The organism is Dokdonia sp. Dokd-P16 (genome assembly GCF_003095655.1).
Classification (GTDB): domain Bacteria; phylum Bacteroidota; class Bacteroidia; order Flavobacteriales; family Flavobacteriaceae; genus Dokdonia.
In genome coordinates this window covers 1,423,592-1,442,220 of sequence record NZ_CP029151.1, presented here as the reverse complement: position 1 = coordinate 1,442,220, position 18,629 = coordinate 1,423,592, and the positions used below count along the sequence as shown (strand labels likewise).

Genomic DNA, 18,629 nt, shown 5'->3' with positions numbered 1-18,629 from the left:
TTCTAGTTTTCGCTCTCTTCATTTAATTCAGAAAGTGCGTGAAAGTGTACGCCTACTTTTAAATCGGCAAATTTTCTAAACATTTCCATCACTCCACAGTATTGATCTTCAGAGAGTGTTACTGCTTTTTGGATTTTTTCTTCATTTAAGTCATCACCATAAAAGTGATAATCTAGCCATACGGTGTGATATGTTTTAGGGTGCTCCTCTGTGAGTTCTCCTTTTACAATCATTTTAAATTTAGGCACGTCTACCCTCATTTTATTTAGCACAAAAACAATGTCTAAACCAGTACATCCCGCAAGACCAGAAAGCATCATTGCCTTAGGCCCCATTCCATCGTTATTACCTCCATTTTCTGGAGAAGTATCTATTAAAACCTTATAACCCGTAGGGCTATCTGTTTCAAATTGCATTCCTTGCTTATAAATTGTAGTTACTGTATGTCCAGCCATTTTATGTGTGTTTTGCTTGAAATATGAAGGTACAAAATTGGTAGATAAAATGCCTATATTGCTTTCGCGAAAGCGTAAATAAGAACATTAATTTAAAATATATACGATGCCATTAGTAACTCCACTCTCTGCCGAACATGATGAGACAACCAAAGAACTTGCCCTATTTTTTAATGAGACACTAGGCTTTTGTCCCAACTCGGTACTTACAATGCAGCGTCGTCCTGATATCTCACGCGCATTTATAAATCTTAACAAAGCTGTGATGGCAAACCAAGGCCGAGTGACTTCTGCCTTAAAACGTATGATTGCTTGGGTATCTAGTAATGCTACTGGATGTCGTTATTGCCAGGCGCACGCCATACGTGCTGCAGAGCGTTATGGAGCAGAGCAAGAGCAACTAGATAACATCTGGGAATACAGACATCACGCTGCCTTTTCTGATGCAGAGCGTGCTGCGCTTGATTTCTCACTAGCAGCAAGTCAAGTACCAAATGCTGTAGATGCAAAAATCAAGGAAGAATTATATAAATACTGGAATGAAGGTGAGATTGTAGAGATGCTGGGAGTGATTTCACTCTTTGGATACCTTAACCGCTGGAACGACTCGATGGGAACTACCCTAGAGGAAGATGCCATAGATTCTGGAAATCAATATCTCGGAAAACACGGATTTGAAGTAGGAAAACACGTGTAAGTTTATATTTAAAAGAATGAAAAATATATTTATGACAAAGAATATTGTAATGTTTTTTATAGGTTGCTCTATTACTGCGTTATCCTACGGTCAAAAAATAATTAGCTATAAATTAAAAGCTGGAGCAAACTACTCTAAGTATTCATCTAGTAAACTCCAATCTGTAAAGAGTGATTTTTTAGTATTTGATTATGTACTTGGAGGTTATTTTGGAGGAGGAGTTAGTGTGCCTCTTTCTTATAAGGTTGAACTCTCCTCAGGTTTGCTGTTATCATTCTGGGGAACTAAAGTGGATATAAATTATAGTAACCAAAATATTTTTGACTCTAACGACAACAATTTTAGAGAGGATGTTAATGGTTCTGTTTTAGGTGAAACTAGTATACTTATACCCTTTTTCATAGAGTATAACATCTGGCATAAACTAAGTTTAGGTTTTGGACCTCAGGTTAATTACCTCCTATCTACAAAAGATGATTATGATGGAGACACTAATGAAGGCCCTATAGTTTTTATAGACGAAGAACCATTTGGCGTTGATTTAATAATACAAAGTAGTTATGATTTGTCTTCCAAAATAGAAATTGAAGGAGGCTATTACTTTGGTTTAAATCATCGAGATGGAATCAAGGCTTCAGTGTTTCAACTGGGGCTTGCTTATAAACTTTAGTTATTAATAAATTTCAAAGAAGCGCCTCAAGATGTTATCATCTTGAGGCGCTTCTTTATTGCCTAAAAATCTCGTAAATTCGCGCACAACATTTAAAGACTACAAAATGAGCGCTAAGTTCACTGAATATAAAGGATTAGACCTTCCTAACATCGCTAGCGAGGTACTTGCCTATTGGAAAGAAAATGACGTTTTTGAGAAGTCGGTTACTTCTCGAGAAGGAGCAAAACCGTATGTGTTTTTTGAAGGACCACCTTCGGCAAACGGACTACCGGGTGTACACCACGTACTAGCACGTGCGATTAAAGATATTTTTCCTCGTTACAAAACGATGAAAGGCTTTCAGGTTAAGCGTAAAGCGGGATGGGATACACACGGACTTCCTGTAGAACTTGGTGTTGAAAAAGAACTTGGTATTACCAAAGAAGATATCGGCACAAAAATCACTGTAGAAGAGTATAACGAAGCTTGTAAAAAAGCCGTGATGCGCTACACGGATATCTGGAACGACCTTACCGAAAAAATGGGCTACTGGGTAGATATGGAAGACCCATACATCACCTACAAGGCCAAGTATATGGAAACCGTATGGTGGCTACTTAAGCAAATCTATAACAAAGATTTACTGTACAAAGGCTACACCATCCAGCCGTATTCTCCTAAGGCGGGAACGGGATTAAGCTCTCACGAACTTAACCAGCCTGGCTGTTACCGCGATGTGACAGATACTACGGTAGTTGCACAATTTAAAATCACAGATCAAGGTGAAAACCCACTTGCAAAAGAACTTGCAGATGGGCAGACCTACTTTATCGCCTGGACGACGACTCCTTGGACACTACCTTCAAACACAGCACTTACCGTAGGGAAGAAGATAGATTATGTACTTGTTGAGACATTTAACCAGTACACATTTGAGCCAGTAAAAGTTATCCTTGCAAAGAATTTAATCTCTAAGCAGTTTGATAAGAAATTTGTTTCCGCTTCCGCGAAAGAGGAACTGGACGCATATACTGCTGGAGATAAGAAAATACCATACTATGTAGCTAGAGAATTTAAAGGAGCAGACCTTCTTGAACTTCGCTACGAGCAACTATTTGACTTTGTACAACCTAATGATAATCCTCAAGATGCTTTCCGTGTGATAGCTGGAGACTTTGTAACGACAGAGGATGGAACAGGTATCGTACACACAGCACCTACTTTTGGTGCAGATGATGCTTTGGTTGCAAAGCTAGCTTCACCAGAAATTCCGCCACTTCTTATTAAAAATGAAGATGGTAACCTTGTGCCGCTTGTGGATCTTCAGGGTAAATTTCGCCCTGAGCTCAAAGAGTTTGGAAACAAGTACATCAAGAATGAATATTATGCAGATGGTGAGGCTCCAGAACGTTCTATGGACGTGGAACTTGCGATACGCTTAAAAGAAGAAAACAAAGCCTTTAAGGTAGAGAAGTACGTGCACAGTTACCCACATTGCTGGCGTACAGATAAGCCGGTACTTTACTACCCGCTAGATTCTTGGTTTATAAAAGTGACCGATTTTAAAGATCGTATGCACGAGCTTAACCTTGGTGTAAATTGGAAACCTAAGTCTACAGGTGAAGGACGTTTTGGAAACTGGCTTGCAAATGCAAACGACTGGAACTTATCACGTAGCCGTTTCTGGGGAATACCGCTTCCTATATGGAGAACGGAAGACGGGAAAGAAGAAATCCTCATAGGCTCTATAGCCGAACTTAAAGCCGAAATCCAAAAAGCACTTGACAAAGGTGTGATGGATGCAGATCCTTTTGAAGGATTTAAAGTGGGCGATATGAGTGAGGAGAATTATGAGCTCGTAGATCTCCATAAAAACATTGTAGATAAAATCACTTTAGTATCAGAGAGCGGGAAGCCTATGTCACGTGAGGCAGACCTTATTGATGTATGGTTTGACTCTGGATCTATGCCGTATGCACAATGGCACTACCCTTTTGAAAATAAAGAACTCGTAGAAGACACTTGGCGTAAAGCAGATTTTATAGCCGAAGGCGTAGATCAAACTCGTGGATGGTTTTACACGCTGCACGCAATTGCAACGATGATTTTTGACGATGTTGCTTATAAAAATGTAGTTTCTAACGGACTAGTACTTGACAAGAACGGGCAAAAGATGTCTAAGCGTCTTGGTAATGCAACAGATCCTTTTGAGACCTTAGAAAAATACGGTCCAGATGCAACACGCTGGTACATGATTTCTAACGCAAACCCTTGGGACAATCTCAAGTTTGATCTAGAAGGAATAGAAGAAGTAAAGCGTAAGTTCTTTGGGACGCTTTATAACACGTACAACTTCTTTGCACTGTATGCAAACCTTGATAATTTCTCTTTCGCGGAAGCGGAAATAGCACTTTCTCAACGACCTGAAATAGACAGGTGGATACTATCTGAACTTCATAGTCTTATCGCAACTGTAGATAAGTTTTATGAAGAATACGAGCCTACCAAAGCAACTAGAGCGATAGACACCTTTGTACAAGAAAACCTATCTAACTGGTTTGTACGATTAAGTAGAAGACGTTTTTGGAAAGGTGAATATGCAACAGATAAAATCTCTGCATACCAAACACTATATACTTGTCTTGAGACTGTAGCAAAGCTTAGCGCTCCTGTGGCACCATTCTTTATGGAAAAACTCTATAAAGACTTAAATGCAGCTACTGGAAGAGAAGATTTTGAAAGCATACACCTTGCAGAATTTCCAGTGAGTGATGCAACTTATATAGATGTTGCTCTTGAGCATAAAATGCAAAAAGCACAAATAGTAAGCTCACTAACACTCTCATTAAGAGCAAAAGAAAAAATCAAAGTACGCCAACCTTTGCAGCGTATTATGATCCCTGTGCTTAATGAAAATGATAAAAATGAGATCCTTGCCGTGGCAGATTTGATTAAGTCTGAGGTAAATGTGAAGGAAATTGAGCTCATTTCTGATGATTCTGGGATCTTAGTGAAGCAAATCAAACCTAATTTTAAGGTATTAGGACCTCGTTTTGGGAAGGATATGAAACTCATTGCCAGCAAGATAAACTCACTACAAGCTGAGGATATTGCAAAAATTGAGCAAGATGGAGAATTAACAGTCGAAATTAATGGGGAAAATACTATTTTGCAGGCTGGTGACGTTGAGATAACATCGCAAGACATTGAAGGGTGGCTAGTTGCAAGTAATGCTGGAGTAACAGTAGCTCTAGATGTTACGATAAGTGAAGAGCTCAAAAAAGAAGGTGTGGCACGAGAATTGGTTAACCGTATACAGAACCTACGTAAGGACTCTGGATTTGAAGTGACAGATCGTATCCATATACAGCTACAGGAAGAGCCATCAATTGCTCAGACAGTACTGACTAACGCAGACTATATTAAAGCAGAAACACTAGCAGATTCTCTTGAATTAGTTCCTACATTAAGTGATGGACTGGAGATTGCTTTTGATGATATAACAACATTTTTAACCATTTCAAAACAATAGTAATGGCAGACGATATACAAGAAAGATTTAGCGATGCACAGCTCGCTGAGTTTAGAGAATTAATAGAAAAGAAGATTGAGAAAGCACAACACGATCTCGAGCTTATTAAAAGTGCCTACCTCAACGATGGAGATAACGGTACAGATGATACCTCTCCACAATTTAAATCTTTTGAGGAAGGTAGCGCCACGATGAGTAAAGAGGCAAACAGTGCACTTGCTATACGTCAAGAGAAATTTATACGCGATCTTAAAAATGCGATTACGCGCATACAGAACAAGACTTACGGGATTTGTCGTGTGACTGGTAAACTTATTAATCCTGAGAGATTAAAGCTTGTACCACATGCTACATTGAGTATTGAGGCTAAGAATATGCAGGCGTAAGTTCTTTCTTAGATAAAATAAAAAGTACTCCATTCTCAAAAGGATGTTATTAAAAAGCGCTCTCTGAGCGCTTTTAATTTTTACAAGTTTTTATAATGAGGATATCTCTCTGTTTATTACTTTTCTTACTTACTACGGCTGTGGTTGCACAAAAACGCTTGTCTCAAACATACGATGCGGAGAGTGTAAAAGAGTTATACATTAATAGTAATGAGATTTTTGAGATTACAATTACTGCTGCAGATACTGATCAAATTACAGTGCATACCATTATAGACGGAGAAATATTTGCGTCTACCTTGTTAAACACTGCTATCGCAAGTAATGTACTTAAGATCACTACGGGCAAAACACCAGATTACGAACCTTTTAATGATAAGCTCTCTGCGCATAAAGTGATGGCTATAGAGCTTGAAATAACTGTTCCTGTGGGACTAAACGTGTCTGTGTACAGTACACTTGCAGGCGTAGGTACCTATGGAGCCTTCGGGCAAGTGCACATGGATTTAGGAAGAGGACACTTTAAAGGAGAAGGATTCCGCTTTCGCGAAAGCGCAACTATAAACACTATCTCTGGAAGTATTGAACTTGATATTGATAAAGCACATGTTACTGCACAATCTCGTAACGGTACTATCGTTATATCGCCAGAAATCACTCTGGGACCAACTCTCAAACTACAAAGTATACATGGTGATATCACGATAGTAAAATCGTTGTGAATAACCTATTTTTGTCCCTTGTCAAAAAATAATTATGTCTCTTAAGAAAGTCGCCCTTATTGTTTTCCTGATTTTATTAGTAGATCAGGTGTTAAAGGTTTATATCAAAACTAACTTTTACTTACGTGAGAGTATACAAGTTTTTGGTATGGACTGGTTTCAAATCTTTTTTGTTGAAAATCAAGGAGCCGCTTGGGGAGTAGAGTTACCTGGCAAGTATGGTAAAATAACCTTATCACTTTTTAGACTTATCATAGCGCCTGTAATTGGGTATTATCTATATAAATCTGCAGTAAATAATGCACCTAAGCTTCTCGTGATTGCACTATCACTCGTCTTTGCTGGAGCAGTAGGTAATATTATAGATTCGCTTATCTATGGATCTATTTTTAGCGAGAGTACCACGAGTCAGATTGCAACTTTTATGCCTGATGGTGGTGGATATGCAGACCCTCTCTTTGGGAAGGTGGTAGACATGCTCTATTTCCCGTTTATTCAAGATGCAATGTGGCCAGAATGGGTTCCATTTTTAGGTGGTAAAACATTTACTTTCTTTAATGCTATCTTCAACATAGCAGATATGGCAATAAGCACTGGAGTAGGAATACTGCTTGTATTTAATAAAAGAGTATTTCCTCAGGACGAGAAGGATAATAAGGTTGTAGCTTAAGCCACTTTCTTTTTAAAGACCGCTGCTAAGTCGTCAAGACCAATAGGTTTTACTAAGAAGTCTTTTACTAGATTAAATTCTTGAGATCGCTTTATATCAACAGGGTTTATAGAGGAGCTTACAATATATAGCGTGCTGTTTTTAAGTGCTGGAAAATTGTACTTACTGAGCTCTTCTAGAAACTTCCAACCATCCATTACCGGCATATTGAGATCCAGCAGGATAATTTGCGGGATTGCTTGTTCTTCTTTGTGTAAAAATGTTTTGACAAAGTAATCAAGAGCTTCTTCGCCATTTTTAAAAACGATAAGATCTTTTGCAAGTTTACGTATGTCTATCACCTTTGTGATTAAACTTACATACATCTCATCGTCGTCAATTATACATGCTATTTCTATCGGATATTCTGTCATTGTTAATGCTGTACTGGTTTGTTATAACGTTACAATAAATTTTGATCCTTTACCTACTTTACTTTCTACGTTGATTTCTCCGCCCATTGCCTCTACTTCATTACGAGTGAGAAACAAGCCTAGGCCTAATGCATCATCATTACCGTGAAAAGTTTTATAGATTTTAAAAAGCTCTTCTCCATGCTTCTCTAAGTCTATGCCTAATCCGTTGTCTTTTACAAGAAGGTGTACTTTTCCATCTTCCTCATAGGTATACAAAGAGATTTCTGGATCACGATCTGGATGCTTATATCGTATTGCGTTTGTAATTAAGTTTTGTAAAATACTTTCTAGATACGCTTCGATGTATGGAATCTCCTCTACTTCTGAGAAATCTGTGTACATCATGACCTTGTTTTCTCTAATTGTTTGAGATAGTCCGGCGACTACGCGCTGGTAGACCTCTTCAATTACAACGCTATCTCTTGTTTCACTAGCTACGTTATGCACGCTTACTATCTTGTTAAGATGTTTTAAAGTGATATCTAAACTCTTTCCAATTTTTGTAAAATTCTCAAGTAATTCGTTTTGGTCTGCACTTAGGTTTGAGGTGTCAAATAGTGCTGCAGACATTTGTAAGTTTCCAACTTGGGATCTCAAATTATGGGAAATAATATGAGCAAAATCGTATAGCCGGGAGTTATGTCCCTGTATTAATCTAAAAGACTGTTCTAACTGTTCTTCACGAAACTTCTCCTCATGAATATTTTGAAAAACTCCTCGTATACCAATAATTTCCCCATCATTATTCCTAAGAGGGCGTCCGATTGCTTTTGCCCAGAATATCTCTCCATCATAGGTTCTCATCTTTACATGAGTAGAAAAAGATTTCCCTTGAGCACAATCAAAAAAGAGTGCTGTGGCTTTGTCCATATGCTCCTCTGCATAAAAATTAAAACCGGTATTTAATGTAGGATTATAGTCTTTAGGTACGTTAAGAATATTTCTTGCTTGATCATCAAAGAAGCTCTTTTTATTCTTAAAATCGACGCTCCATCCTCCTGCTCCTGTAAGTTCAGAAATCTGTCTATAGTAGAAATTATCCATCGAAAAATAATCAGAAGTACTCGTAATATTTTTTTCTACGGTAGCGTTCTTTTTTCCCTTTAAAGACAATCTAGATAAATTCATTACTATAAGTTATATAGCTATGAATATACCATAATATTCATAATTTTTTAAAAACTATATATTTTTTTCGGTGAAATACAGCTATTTATACCGATGTCTTGTGTGTTTATATCGATTAAGTGCTCTTCTGGCTCAAAATAGCTCAAGCCTATTTTTATAACATCTGGCTTGCACTGAGCGAGAAAACGGTCATAAAAACCTTTACCGTACCCTATACGATTACCCTGCTTATCATAAGCAAGAAGTGGGATAAATACAACATCAAGTTTAGACGCAGGTATTTCTATTCCGTCTTCGGGTTCTGGTATTCCGTAATCATTAACCACTATTTTAGTGCTGTCTGTGAGCAAATAATGAGATAGCGTGTTTTCCTCAAAATTTGACTTTGAGATTATAACATTCTTGTCTTTTCCTCCTAGAATGGAGAGTAGATACTGAGTGTCTATTTCGCGTAAGCGGTCTATTGGTAAGAAAATATGATAGTAATTATGATTCCATATATCCAGAGAGAGCGCTTGATTTGCGATTTCTAAACTTCTCTCGTCGCGCTCATCTTGTGTGAGGGCATCTCTTAAATCTTTATACTTTTTTCTAAGCTCCTGCTTGGTCATCGTTAGGTATGCGGTCTATAGATATATTAAAAATTGCGTCTCCTTGATAGACTAGGGATGCCTCGTTTACATTAATCACGTATCCTTCGTTTTTTGCCTTTACAACATGACGAAATTTACCGTACGGATCTGTAATTGTAGCTATATGCTGGCCTACAGATAGCCGCTCACCACAACTCACTTTAGTATGTAATAATCCAGAATATTGCGCTCTAAGCCACGTAGTAGCATCTACCGTTACCGATTCTTTTAAAACTTCTGGAACTTCAAAATTAGCACCAAGCATTTCTAGATGGTCTAATATTCTCATAGTTCCAAAAACACCTAATCGTGCAATTTCCTTGTCACTTACTTTAGACTTCCCACCTTCAAAAAGAATCACTGGTTTTCCCATTCTCGCACAAGTGGCTCTATATGATTTTGGTATCATTTTAGAGTGCAAAGTAAATGGTGCGTTAAAGATAGATCCATACTTTAATGATGTCTCATCTGAGGGTTCTATGCGTACTTGTGCAACATTAAATCTAGATGCTCCACCGGTGTGAAAATCTAAACATATATCTGCTACAGGCAATATTTTCTTTACAAATTGATAGGCAAACCTGCTCGCAAGTGATCCTCTTGGATTTCCTGGGAATACGCGGTTGAGATCTCTTCCATCTGGAAAAGTGCGTTTCATATCTAAAAACCCAAAGATATTTACCACCGGTACACAGATGATGGTTCCGCGCTTAGGCTTATTTATTTTTTTTGCTATGAGCTGGCGTACAATTTCAACTCCATTAATTTCATCACCATGAATTCCAGAAGTAATTAAAATTACTGGACCAGGTTTTTTTGCTCGCTCTATGATGATGGGAACCTCTACAGAGGTGGCCGTATAAAGCTTTGCAATATTGAAATTTATTGTAACGCTCTCACCAGGTAATACCTGTTTACCTAGTAGTGTCAGGATGTTATTTTCGTCTATTTTTGGCACAATCTCTTATATATTACGTTCAATATAGCGAATAATTGTTTTGGCAATATCCTTCCCTGTAGCTTTTTCAATTCCTTCTAAACCTGGAGATGAATTTACTTCTAGAATGAGTGGGCCGCGATCACTTTGCAGCATATCTACACCAGCTACTCCTAGACCCATTGCTTTTGCTGCTTTTATAGCGGCATTTTCCTCTTCGTCTGTTAAGCTTATAATTTCTGCAGTTCCTCCTCTATGCAAATTAGAACGGAACTCTCCTTCTTTACCTTGGCGCTTCATAGCTCCTACAATCTGACCATCTACTACAAATGCTCTAATGTCTGCTCCTTTTGCTTCCTTAATATATTCCTGCACAATCACTCGGGCTTCTAGTCCATTAAAAGCCTCGATTACAGACTCGGCTGCATTTTTGGTTTCGGCAAGTACTACACCTAGACCTTGAGTTCCCTCAAGTAGTTTTATAATAAGAGGTGCTCCTCCTACATGAGCAATCATCTCCTCCACATCTCTCGAGTAGTTTGTAAAAATGGTCTTGGGTAGACCTAGTTTTGATCTAGATAACACCTGTAAACTACGCAGTTTATCTCGACTTCTTACAAGTGCCTGAGAGGTTGTCGTGGTAAAAGCATCCATCATCTCAAATTGCCTCACCACTGCAGTACCATAAAACGTAATAGAAGCACCTATACGAGGTATAATTGCATCTGCTGTTTCTAGCGTGCGTCCTTTGTAAAAGACGGTAGGCTTTTTCTTTTCTATGATAAGGTCACATTTAAGAGGATCAATCACCTCAACGCTATGCCCTCTCTTTAATCCTACTTCTACAAGTCTAGATGTACTGTATAAATGCGGGTTACGAGATAATATCTTTAGATTCATTGTTTTTAAGGTTGTAGGATACGTCTGTAAACTCAGTATCCACGATGAATTTTTTTGTTAGAAATTTCCTTCCTATCAGAACAGGAAACCTCATATCCTCCCTTGACGAGAGCGTTAATGATATCTTATAAGTCTTACTAAAGATAGTAATACTACTCTGAACTTGATATCTATATTGAGTTTCTCCATTACTACTTCGCACGATGGCAATATCATACTCCTCAAAAATCATTTCTTGACCATTATAGAGTGGATGCTCTTCATCAAAGAATGTGCACACTAGTTTGTTTTCCTTTTCAACAATACTGTGACAATGTATCGAGGAGGTGTAAGCACCCGTATCAATCTTAATATCAATATCGTAAAATCCTAAAACTGGAAAATCTGCTTTGTCAGTGCGACCTATAGTGCGTTTTGGCATAGTATGGCAAGGTATAAAATATGTACTTTCTTTATAAAGATTTTAATGCGATTTTTTATGCTTTCGCGAAAGCGTAATCCGCCTCATATATTATCTTTGAGTATGCCTGCTGCTCCAATAGAACTTCAACTCAAAACACTTCCTACAAGTCCGGGAATATATCAATACTACGATAAAAACGGAAAACTGCTTTACGTAGGAAAAGCAAAGAACTTAAAAAAACGAGTACTTTCCTATTTTAATAAAACCCTAGATAACGGTCGTATTAGAACTATGGTTAAAAAGATTCACGAGATGAAGCATATCGTGGTCGAGACCGAGACAGATGCGCTTCTTCTTGAAAACAGTCTTATAAAAGAATATCAGCCACGGTACAACGTCTTACTTAAGGACGATAAAAGCTACCCTTGGATCTGTATAAAAAATGAACGCTTCCCTAGGATTTTCCCTACGCGTAGACTCATCAAAGACGGTAGCGAGTATTATGGTCCATACACGAGTATGAAAACAGTGCGCACGCTACTAGACTTGATTAAAAGTTTATATAAGCTTCGCACTTGTAATTATGATCTTTCTAAGGATAAGATAGACGCTGGGAAGTATAAAGTGTGCCTTGAATATCATCTAGGCAACTGTGAAGGTCCTTGTGAAGACAAGCAGTCAGAAAAAGAATATCACGAACACATAGAACACATACGCCAGATTGTAAAAGGAGATTTTAAAGATTCTCTAGCTCGCTTTCGCGAAAAAATGAAGGAGCACGCTGCTGCCATGGAATTTGAAGATGCACAACGCATTAAAGAAAAGCTTGACATTCTTGAAGGGTACCAATCTAAAAGTACGGTGGTTAATCCTAAGATAAGCGATGTTGATGTATTCTCCATTATAAGCGATGAGGGTTATGGGTATGTAAACTTCTTACAGATATCACACGGTGCTATTATTAAAAGTCATACGCTAGAACTCAAAAAGCAACTAGACGAAACTGATAAAGAATTACTAGAGCTGGGTATTATTGAAATCCAGCAACGTTTTGACCATAACTCAAAGGAAATCTATGTTCCCTTTGAAGTAGAGCTAGGTGATCAATATAAAATTACCGTGCCTAAACTAGGTGACAAAAAACGTATACTAGAACTCTCTGAACGTAATGCAAAGTATTACAGGATGGAGCGTTTTAAACAAACTAAAATAGTAGATCCAGACCGCCATACTAACCGCATCATGGCACAAATGAAGGCAGACCTGAGATTGAGTGAGGAGCCTAGACATATAGAGTGCTTTGATAACTCAAACATACAAGGCTCAAACCCTGTAGCCGCTTGCGTGGTTTTTAAGAATGGAAAGGCTAGCAAGAGTGATTATCGTAAATTTAATATCAAAACAGTAGAAGGACCAGATGATTTTGCGAGCATGGAAGAAGTAGTTTATAGACGTTACAAACGACTACTAGCCGAAGATCAACCACTACCTCAACTCATAATTGTAGATGGTGGTAAGGGTCAATTATCTAGTGGTGTTAAGGCACTAGATGACCTAGGCTTGCGTGGCAAAATAGCAATTATAGGTATTGCAAAACGTCTAGAAGAATTATTTTACCCTGGTGATAGTATTCCATTATATCTCGACAAAAAAAGTGAGACTCTTAAAATTATACAACAATTACGTAATGAGGCGCACCGCTTTGGCATCACCTTTCACCGTAATCAACGTAGTAATGCAGCCCTAGGAACAGAACTTGACGCTATACGTGGTATAGGTGAAAAAACAATTGTAGATTTATTAAAACATTACCGCTCTGTTTCAAAAGTAAAAGTGGCAAGTAAAAAGAGTCTCACAGAGGTAATAGGACCATCAAAAGCAGCTATCATATATAATCACTACCACCTTAAAGAATGAAGTACTTCATACTAATTACAGCCTTAATATTAAGCTTCTCTACATTTGCGCAAGAAGCACAAAAGGAGGATGTAAAAGTAGGTCTTGTACTTAGTGGTGGTGGCGCAAAAGGTTTTGCTCACATAGGCGTTCTTAAAGTTATAGAAGAAGCTGGTGTACGCATAGATTATATTGCAGGTACTAGCATGGGCGCTATAGTAGGAGGATTATACGCATCTGGATATAATGCGGCAGAGTTAGATTCTATTTTTACTTCTGTAAATTTTAATAACATCATTCAAGATAACTTACCTCGTAAGGCAAAGACCTCTTATGAGCGTGATGATGCAGAGCGATATGTAGTATCACTACCATTTGATCACCTTAAACTATCGCTTCCTAGCTCCTTAAGTAAAGGGCAAAACACGTACAATTTACTGGCTAAAAATCTCGATCATACTTCGAATATTAATGATTTTAGTAAACTCCCTATTCCTTTTTTCTGCATCGCTACAGATGTAGAAAAAGGAGAGCAGGTTATTCTGGATAAAGGATACTTACCAGAAGCACTAGGAGCTAGTGGAGCGCTACCTTCACTTTTTAGCCCCGTACTTATAAACGGAAAACTCCTTATAGATGGAGGCGTTACAAATAACTACCCTGTAGAAGAGTTGCGCGCAAAAGGAATGGATATCATTATTGGGGTTGATGTACAAGATACACTACGCGGTAGATCCAATCTCAAATCTGCATCTGAGGTGTTATTGCAAATCAACAACTATCGCACTGCGAAAGCGATGGAGGAAAAACGCGCACAAACAGATATTTACATACGACCATCTATTGATGCTTACTCTGTGGTTTCCTTTAATGATGGAAAAGTTATTATGGGTACAGGAAATACAAAAGCAATGGAGCAGTATGATGCACTTAAGGAAGTTGCAATGAGGCAAAAACCGCTTTCGCGAAAGCGTATAAAACCCACTCCACAAGATTCATTACAAATTGCCGCCGTGAGCATTACAGGTAATGAGCAATATACTAGAGCCTACATTCTCGGAAAATTGAAACTTACACCACCAATAACGGTGTCATATGATGACTTTTACAATGGCATCAACAACCTCACAGCCACCGAAAACTTTAATAGAATAGGTCACAGGCTGCAGAAGGTAAATGATGAATTTGTACTTCATATTGAGCTTAAGGAATCTAGTAGCACCCAATCATTGCGCCTAGCGTTACATTATGACGATCTTTTTCGCACGGCAGCACTTATTAATTTTACTAAAAAAAGAGTCCTTTTTAAAAATGATATTGCCTCACTAGATTTTATTCTAGGAGATAATATTAGATACGATTTTGATTACTACATTGATAAAGGTTTTTACTGGAGTGTGGGAGTAAACTCTTCTTATACCTCTTTTGAACAAGGCGTAAGCGCTCGTCTTATTGAAGATTTACGCGGTATACCTCTAGATGGAATTAATAGGGTGAGTCTCAATTATCAAGACTTAACAAATAGGATTTATATACAAACACTACTAGCGAAGCAATTTACATTTGACATAGGTATACAGCACAAGTTTTTGGATATAGAAACGGAAACTGTGGTCTCTACAGATGTGGAAGAAACAGCTGTTATTTTTGAACGAAGTAACCTGGGAGGACTATACTCTCAATTAAAATATGATTCCCTAGATAATAAGTACTTTCCTAACTCAGGAGTTCTTTTTGATGCAGACTTTGATTTATTTCTAGCCTCATCAGATTATAATAATGATTTTACAGAGTTTGGGGTTGCAAATGCACGTATTAAATATGCTGGTAGTATAGGTAATGTATTTACCGCTACTGTTGAGGCGGCAGGAGGCTTTAAAGTAGGTGGAGCAGATAATAATTCTCTCGACTTTTTCTTAGGAGGTTATGGCGCAAAGAAAGTAAATAACATTGTCCCCTTCTTAGGATATGATTACTTAAGTATTGCTGGAGATGGCTATGTAAAAGCACTATTTGAAGTTGATTTTGAGGTTTTCCCAAAAAACCACCTCAACCTCTCGGCAAACTTTGCAAATGTGGGTTACGATATTTTTGACAATCCAGACAACTGGTTGCCACCGGCTACATTTTCTGGTTATTCTCTAGGGTATGGCTCTGAAACGCTACTTGGACCTTTGCGACTTAAATATACCTATAGCCCAGAAGTTAAACGTAGTGAGTGGTTTATAAGTCTAGGTTACGAATTTTAAACAATTCTTAAGCAATATTTAAATAGTCCGCACGTTGTTGGGTTTTTACCATTTTTTTAACCTTTTCGATTTAATATTTGGCACATATCGTGGTTTCTATTGATAAATGTTTAATCTAAAAACTCATTCATCATGAAAATCAACACCATCATCCTCTCCGCAATTTGCTTCACTATCTTTTTAAGCTGTGATTCTTCAACAGAAAATAAGAGTGAACACTCTACTCAAGAAAATCTTGCCATCACAACTCCAAAAGTTCTCGCGACTCCAACTCACTTTTATGTGAATTCCTCCTCTGGTTTATCACTAAGATCTGGAACAAATCTCACCTCAAAAAAAATTCTCACACTTCCTTATGGTGCACAGGTATCCCTATTAAGTAATCCTGAGCACACAGAAATGACCGTAGATGGAATTACTGGTGAGATGATAGAAGTGAACTATCAAGGTGCAACAGGCTTTGCTTTTAATGGCTATTTAACGTCGCTTGCTCCACCGCAACCAAATGAAGATCTAGAAGCATACACAAACCGCATAAGCACTCCAGAACGCCCTATTAAAGTATTAAAGAAAGCTAATAAAAAGGGAGAGGATTATGGAATGACTACAACGCTAGAGCTTCCTGCAAAAAACTGGAATGAAGCATACCGAATTTCTCAACGTCTCTTTAATCTTCCTAAAGGGATAAATCCTGAACTTTCAAATAGAAAAGAAACAGTGACTATCATAAATGGGGATAAAAGAGATCGTACACAAACTGATCAACTTACTATCAATATTACTCCTAAGGGTGATATAGCAAATATTACCTACTCCTATTCGCTAAGAGATTATAAGCGCACTGTTATGATTAAAAAATCTAATAATGCTTTTGTCATTACAGAGGAAGAAATGTCTCTATAAATCTCATTAACTAAAATAGGGTAGCCGCTGGCTACCCTATTTTTATGCACTATACAGATAATTACGCCTCAGAAACTCGAAGTGTATTAACCATTCCTTTATCTAGTAATGGCATTGCCACAAGATTGATAAGCATATCTCCTTTATCTACTAATTCTGTATTTAAAGCCATTTGTCTAATATCTTCTACCGTCTCATCTGTACTTACGAACTTGTCATAAAACAGTGCTTTTACACCCCATAATAGATTAAGCTGTGTAAGTATGCGCTTGTTTGATGTAAATACAAGAATATGAGATGACGGTCTCCATGCCGAGATTTGAAAAGCTGTGTAACCACTATTTGTTAAGGTAGTAATTGCTTTTGCATCTATCTCGTCTGCCATGTGAGCCGCGTGATAACATATTGCTTTAGTAATGTAACGTTTAGTCTTAATATGTGGTGGTGCCTGCGGGACTTTTATAAGATCTGAATCCTCTACATTACGACATATAGAAGCCATCTTTTCAATAACCTGTACTGGATATTGACCTACAGAAGTTTCTCCAGAGAGCATTACTGCGTCTGCTCCGTCCATTACAGAGTTTGCAACGTCATTTACCTCAGCACGTGTAGGCGTAAGGCTAGAAATCATTGTTTCCATCATTTGTGTAGCAATGATTACTGGTATTCTTGCTCTTTTTGCGCGCAACACTAATTGCTTTTGCACTAACGGTACCTCATGTGCTGGGATTTCTACACCTAGATCTCCACGCGCCACCATTAAAGCGTCACAATAAGCAACTATCTTATCAATATTTGCTACAGCCTCTGGCTTTTCAATTTTGGCAATGATTGGTACTTTATGATCAGAGTGCTTTTTAATCAACTCTTGTAGTTGCTGCAAGTCTTCTGCATGTCTTACAAAAGAAAGTGCCATCCAGTCTACCTTAAGTCCTAATGCAAAAATTGCATCTTTTACGTCTTTTTTAGTAAGTGCTGGAAGTGATATATCTGTATTAGGTAAGTTCACCCCTTTTTTAGAACGTAACGGTCCTCCTTGAATTACAGTAGCTTCAACTTCAGTTTTACCATCAGTTTTATCTACTTGAAACATTAATTTACCATCATCTAGTAAAATGCGCTCACCTGCTTTTACGTCACGAGGAAACTGCTTATAATTCATATAAACACGATCCTTTGTTCCTTCAAATTCGCTTTCTGTTGAGAACGTAATTTTATCTCCAGGATTTACAACTACCTCTTCCTTCATTTTTCCTATACGAAGTTTTGGCCCTTGCAAATCTGCTAGTATTGATGTGTTATACCCAGTCTCTTCGCTTAGTTCACGTATCATAGCTACGCGCTCCTTAACATCTTCATAGTCTGCATGTGAAAAGTTAATGCGGAATACATCTACTCCTGCATTCATCATGTCTAGCAATACTTGTCGCTTACTAGTTGCTGGCCCTAAGGTTGCAACTATCTTGGTTTTTTTTCTTTTCTGCATTATTCAAAAATTAAGTGTTCTTTATTTTTTAATGAGCTTACATCTACTTCGTAAGCGGTAACAATATGTGATATTTGATTGAGAATTTTTAGTGCTTTAGCTTTCGCGAAAGCGTTACCATCCTCAACTACTTTTATAAAATAATCTACTTGTGGCATCTCTGGAATAAAGTAGGTAGTCTTGAGTGTTTTCTCTGATTCAAAAAGACCTATAACAGCTTTAGCTTCTACTTCTATCTTTGTCTTATTTGATAATACGTAGTAGTCTACATACTGATGTTCATCATTAAATTCAAAAAAGGGATAGCTTGCCTCTTCTTCTCGATTACCAATAATGAGGTCTTCACGAGAACGAGATAGTCGTAATCCAAGATTCTTATTAAGTAAGTATGCCAAGAAATATGGCTCTAAAGAACCATGTATAGCTATGAGCGTAAAGTCATAACCAATGGAGTCTTCCAAAAGAATTTTATACATTCCCATAACGTTTAAGCAAGTTAGAAAGATACAAAGAAGCATCCGAA

General features: G+C 37.7%; 18 protein-coding genes. 9 read left to right on the top strand and 9 right to left on the bottom strand.

What is annotated here, in order from left to right:
* Window positions 1-2: 2 nt before the first annotated feature.
* Window positions 3-455 (bottom strand): OsmC family protein, encoded by a 453-nt coding sequence (locus DCS32_RS06570; protein ID WP_108877536.1) that lies wholly within the window; start codon window positions 453-455, stop codon window positions 3-5.
* A 106-nt stretch (window positions 456-561) separates the two neighbouring features.
* Between DCS32_RS06570 and DCS32_RS06565 the strand changes: the two genes are divergently transcribed.
* The 6 genes from DCS32_RS06565 to DCS32_RS06540 all read left to right on the top strand — a co-directional run bounded on the left by DCS32_RS06565 (window position 562) and on the right by DCS32_RS06540 (window position 7,114).
* The gene (locus DCS32_RS06565) at window positions 562-1,152 is read left to right on the top strand and encodes a carboxymuconolactone decarboxylase family protein (RefSeq protein ID WP_108877535.1); all 591 of its coding nucleotides are present in this window, start codon (window positions 562-564) and stop codon (window positions 1,150-1,152) included.
* Window positions 1,153-1,183: 31 nt separating this feature from the next.
* Entirely contained in the window at window positions 1,184-1,822 is a 639-nt protein-coding gene (locus tag DCS32_RS06560; protein WP_162533603.1) for an outer membrane beta-barrel protein, read from the top strand.
* Between the two features lie 106 nt (window positions 1,823-1,928).
* On the top strand, window positions 1,929-5,336 hold the full coding sequence (ileS, locus tag DCS32_RS06555; RefSeq protein WP_108877533.1) for an isoleucine--tRNA ligase: 3,408 nt from the start codon (window positions 1,929-1,931) through the stop codon (window positions 5,334-5,336).
* A 2-nt stretch (window positions 5,337-5,338) separates the two neighbouring features.
* Window positions 5,339-5,722 carry a TraR/DksA family transcriptional regulator gene (locus tag DCS32_RS06550; RefSeq protein WP_108877532.1) on the top strand — a complete coding sequence of 128 codons (384 nt, stop codon included), beginning with the start codon at window positions 5,339-5,341 and terminating at the stop codon, window positions 5,720-5,722.
* Window positions 5,723-5,817: 95 nt separating this feature from the next.
* A complete protein-coding gene (locus DCS32_RS06545; RefSeq protein WP_162533602.1) occupies window positions 5,818-6,444 on the top strand; it encodes a hypothetical protein in 627 nt (208 codons plus the stop codon).
* A 34-nt stretch (window positions 6,445-6,478) separates the two neighbouring features.
* Entirely contained in the window at window positions 6,479-7,114 is a 636-nt protein-coding gene (locus DCS32_RS06540) for a lipoprotein signal peptidase (protein ID WP_108877530.1), read from the top strand.
* Here DCS32_RS06540 and DCS32_RS06535 read toward each other — a convergent pair.
* Genes DCS32_RS06535 through DCS32_RS06510 form a run of 6 tightly spaced genes read right to left on the bottom strand, consistent with a single transcriptional unit; the run spans window position 7,111 to window position 11,587 of the window.
* Complete coding sequence (locus DCS32_RS06535) at window positions 7,111-7,527, bottom strand: response regulator (protein WP_108877529.1); 417 nt, start codon at window positions 7,525-7,527, stop codon at window positions 7,111-7,113. The two genes, DCS32_RS06540 and DCS32_RS06535, sit on opposite strands and share 4 nt — an antisense overlap.
* Before the next feature lie 21 nt (window positions 7,528-7,548).
* Window positions 7,549-8,697, bottom strand: coding sequence for a PAS domain-containing sensor histidine kinase (locus DCS32_RS06530; protein ID WP_108877528.1), 1,149 nt, complete (start codon window positions 8,695-8,697; stop codon window positions 7,549-7,551).
* Window positions 8,698-8,744: 47 nt separating this feature from the next.
* Window positions 8,745-9,308 carry a 5-formyltetrahydrofolate cyclo-ligase gene (locus tag DCS32_RS06525; protein WP_108877527.1) on the bottom strand — a complete coding sequence of 188 codons (564 nt, stop codon included), beginning with the start codon at window positions 9,306-9,308 and terminating at the stop codon, window positions 8,745-8,747.
* Window positions 9,289-10,287 (bottom strand): succinylglutamate desuccinylase/aspartoacylase family protein, encoded by a 999-nt coding sequence (locus DCS32_RS06520; protein ID WP_108877526.1) that lies wholly within the window; start codon window positions 10,285-10,287, stop codon window positions 9,289-9,291. The genes DCS32_RS06525 and DCS32_RS06520 overlap by 20 nt, the downstream gene beginning before the upstream one ends.
* Window positions 10,288-10,293: 6 nt before the next feature.
* Complete coding sequence (rimK, locus tag DCS32_RS06515) at window positions 10,294-11,166, bottom strand: 30S ribosomal protein S6--L-glutamate ligase (RefSeq protein WP_013750585.1); 873 nt, start codon at window positions 11,164-11,166, stop codon at window positions 10,294-10,296.
* On the bottom strand, window positions 11,141-11,587 hold the full coding sequence (locus DCS32_RS06510; RefSeq protein ID WP_108877525.1) for an ATP-dependent zinc protease: 447 nt from the start codon (window positions 11,585-11,587) through the stop codon (window positions 11,141-11,143). The genes rimK and DCS32_RS06510 overlap by 26 nt, the downstream gene beginning before the upstream one ends.
* A 102-nt stretch (window positions 11,588-11,689) precedes the next feature.
* On the opposite strand from DCS32_RS06510, the gene uvrC reads away from it, so the two are divergent.
* The 3 genes from uvrC (at window position 11,690) to DCS32_RS06495 (ending at window position 16,617) form a co-directional block, all read left to right on the top strand.
* Window positions 11,690-13,486 (top strand): excinuclease ABC subunit UvrC, encoded by a 1,797-nt coding sequence (gene uvrC / locus DCS32_RS06505; protein WP_108877524.1) that lies wholly within the window; start codon window positions 11,690-11,692, stop codon window positions 13,484-13,486.
* The gene (locus DCS32_RS06500; protein WP_108877523.1) at window positions 13,483-15,714 is read left to right on the top strand and encodes a patatin-like phospholipase family protein; all 2,232 of its coding nucleotides are present in this window, start codon (window positions 13,483-13,485) and stop codon (window positions 15,712-15,714) included. The genes uvrC and DCS32_RS06500 overlap by 4 nt, the downstream gene beginning before the upstream one ends.
* Window positions 15,715-15,846: 132 nt before the next feature.
* On the top strand, window positions 15,847-16,617 hold the full coding sequence (locus tag DCS32_RS06495; RefSeq protein ID WP_108877522.1) for a hypothetical protein: 771 nt from the start codon (window positions 15,847-15,849) through the stop codon (window positions 16,615-16,617).
* A 61-nt stretch (window positions 16,618-16,678) separates the two neighbouring features.
* Here DCS32_RS06495 and pyk read toward each other — a convergent pair whose 3' ends face one another.
* Complete coding sequence (gene pyk, locus DCS32_RS06490) at window positions 16,679-18,106, bottom strand: pyruvate kinase (protein ID WP_108877521.1); 1,428 nt, start codon at window positions 18,104-18,106, stop codon at window positions 16,679-16,681.
* Window positions 18,106-18,582 carry an IPExxxVDY family protein gene (locus DCS32_RS06485; RefSeq protein ID WP_162533601.1) on the bottom strand — a complete coding sequence of 159 codons (477 nt, stop codon included), beginning with the start codon at window positions 18,580-18,582 and terminating at the stop codon, window positions 18,106-18,108. The genes pyk and DCS32_RS06485 overlap by 1 nt, the downstream gene beginning before the upstream one ends.
* Window positions 18,583-18,629 lie beyond the last annotated feature (47 nt).

What these genes read in the sequence shown, in the direction of transcription:
- DCS32_RS06510 (WP_108877525.1), bottom strand. Translation starts at nt 11,587, where the DNA reads ATGCCAAAACGCACTATAGGTCGCACTGACAAAGCAGATTTTCCAGTT.
- DCS32_RS06560 (WP_162533603.1), top strand. Translation starts at nt 1,184, where the DNA reads ATGACAAAGAATATTGTAATGTTTTTTATAGGTTGCTCTATTACTGCG.
- DCS32_RS06500 (WP_108877523.1), top strand. Translation starts at nt 13,483, where the DNA reads ATGAAGTACTTCATACTAATTACAGCCTTAATATTAAGCTTCTCTACA.
- DCS32_RS06530 (WP_108877528.1), bottom strand. Translation starts at nt 8,697, where the DNA reads ATGAATTTATCTAGATTGTCTTTAAAGGGAAAAAAGAACGCTACCGTA.
- DCS32_RS06495 (WP_108877522.1), top strand. Translation starts at nt 15,847, where the DNA reads ATGAAAATCAACACCATCATCCTCTCCGCAATTTGCTTCACTATCTTT.
- DCS32_RS06550 (WP_108877532.1), top strand. Translation starts at nt 5,339, where the DNA reads ATGGCAGACGATATACAAGAAAGATTTAGCGATGCACAGCTCGCTGAG.
- uvrC (WP_108877524.1), top strand. Translation starts at nt 11,690, where the DNA reads ATGCCTGCTGCTCCAATAGAACTTCAACTCAAAACACTTCCTACAAGT.
- DCS32_RS06535 (WP_108877529.1), bottom strand. Translation starts at nt 7,527, where the DNA reads ATGACAGAATATCCGATAGAAATAGCATGTATAATTGACGACGATGAG.
- DCS32_RS06485 (WP_162533601.1), bottom strand. Translation starts at nt 18,582, where the DNA reads ATGTATAAAATTCTTTTGGAAGACTCCATTGGTTATGACTTTACGCTC.
- DCS32_RS06570 (WP_108877536.1), bottom strand. Translation starts at nt 455, where the DNA reads ATGGCTGGACATACAGTAACTACAATTTATAAGCAAGGAATGCAATTT.
- DCS32_RS06545 (WP_162533602.1), top strand. Translation starts at nt 5,818, where the DNA reads ATGAGGATATCTCTCTGTTTATTACTTTTCTTACTTACTACGGCTGTG.
- DCS32_RS06565 (WP_108877535.1), top strand. Translation starts at nt 562, where the DNA reads ATGCCATTAGTAACTCCACTCTCTGCCGAACATGATGAGACAACCAAA.
- ileS (WP_108877533.1), top strand. Translation starts at nt 1,929, where the DNA reads ATGAGCGCTAAGTTCACTGAATATAAAGGATTAGACCTTCCTAACATC.
- rimK (WP_013750585.1), bottom strand. Translation starts at nt 11,166, where the DNA reads ATGAATCTAAAGATATTATCTCGTAACCCGCATTTATACAGTACATCT.
- DCS32_RS06540 (WP_108877530.1), top strand. Translation starts at nt 6,479, where the DNA reads ATGTCTCTTAAGAAAGTCGCCCTTATTGTTTTCCTGATTTTATTAGTA.
- DCS32_RS06525 (WP_108877527.1), bottom strand. Translation starts at nt 9,308, where the DNA reads ATGACCAAGCAGGAGCTTAGAAAAAAGTATAAAGATTTAAGAGATGCC.
- pyk (WP_108877521.1), bottom strand. Translation starts at nt 18,106, where the DNA reads ATGCAGAAAAGAAAAAAAACCAAGATAGTTGCAACCTTAGGGCCAGCA.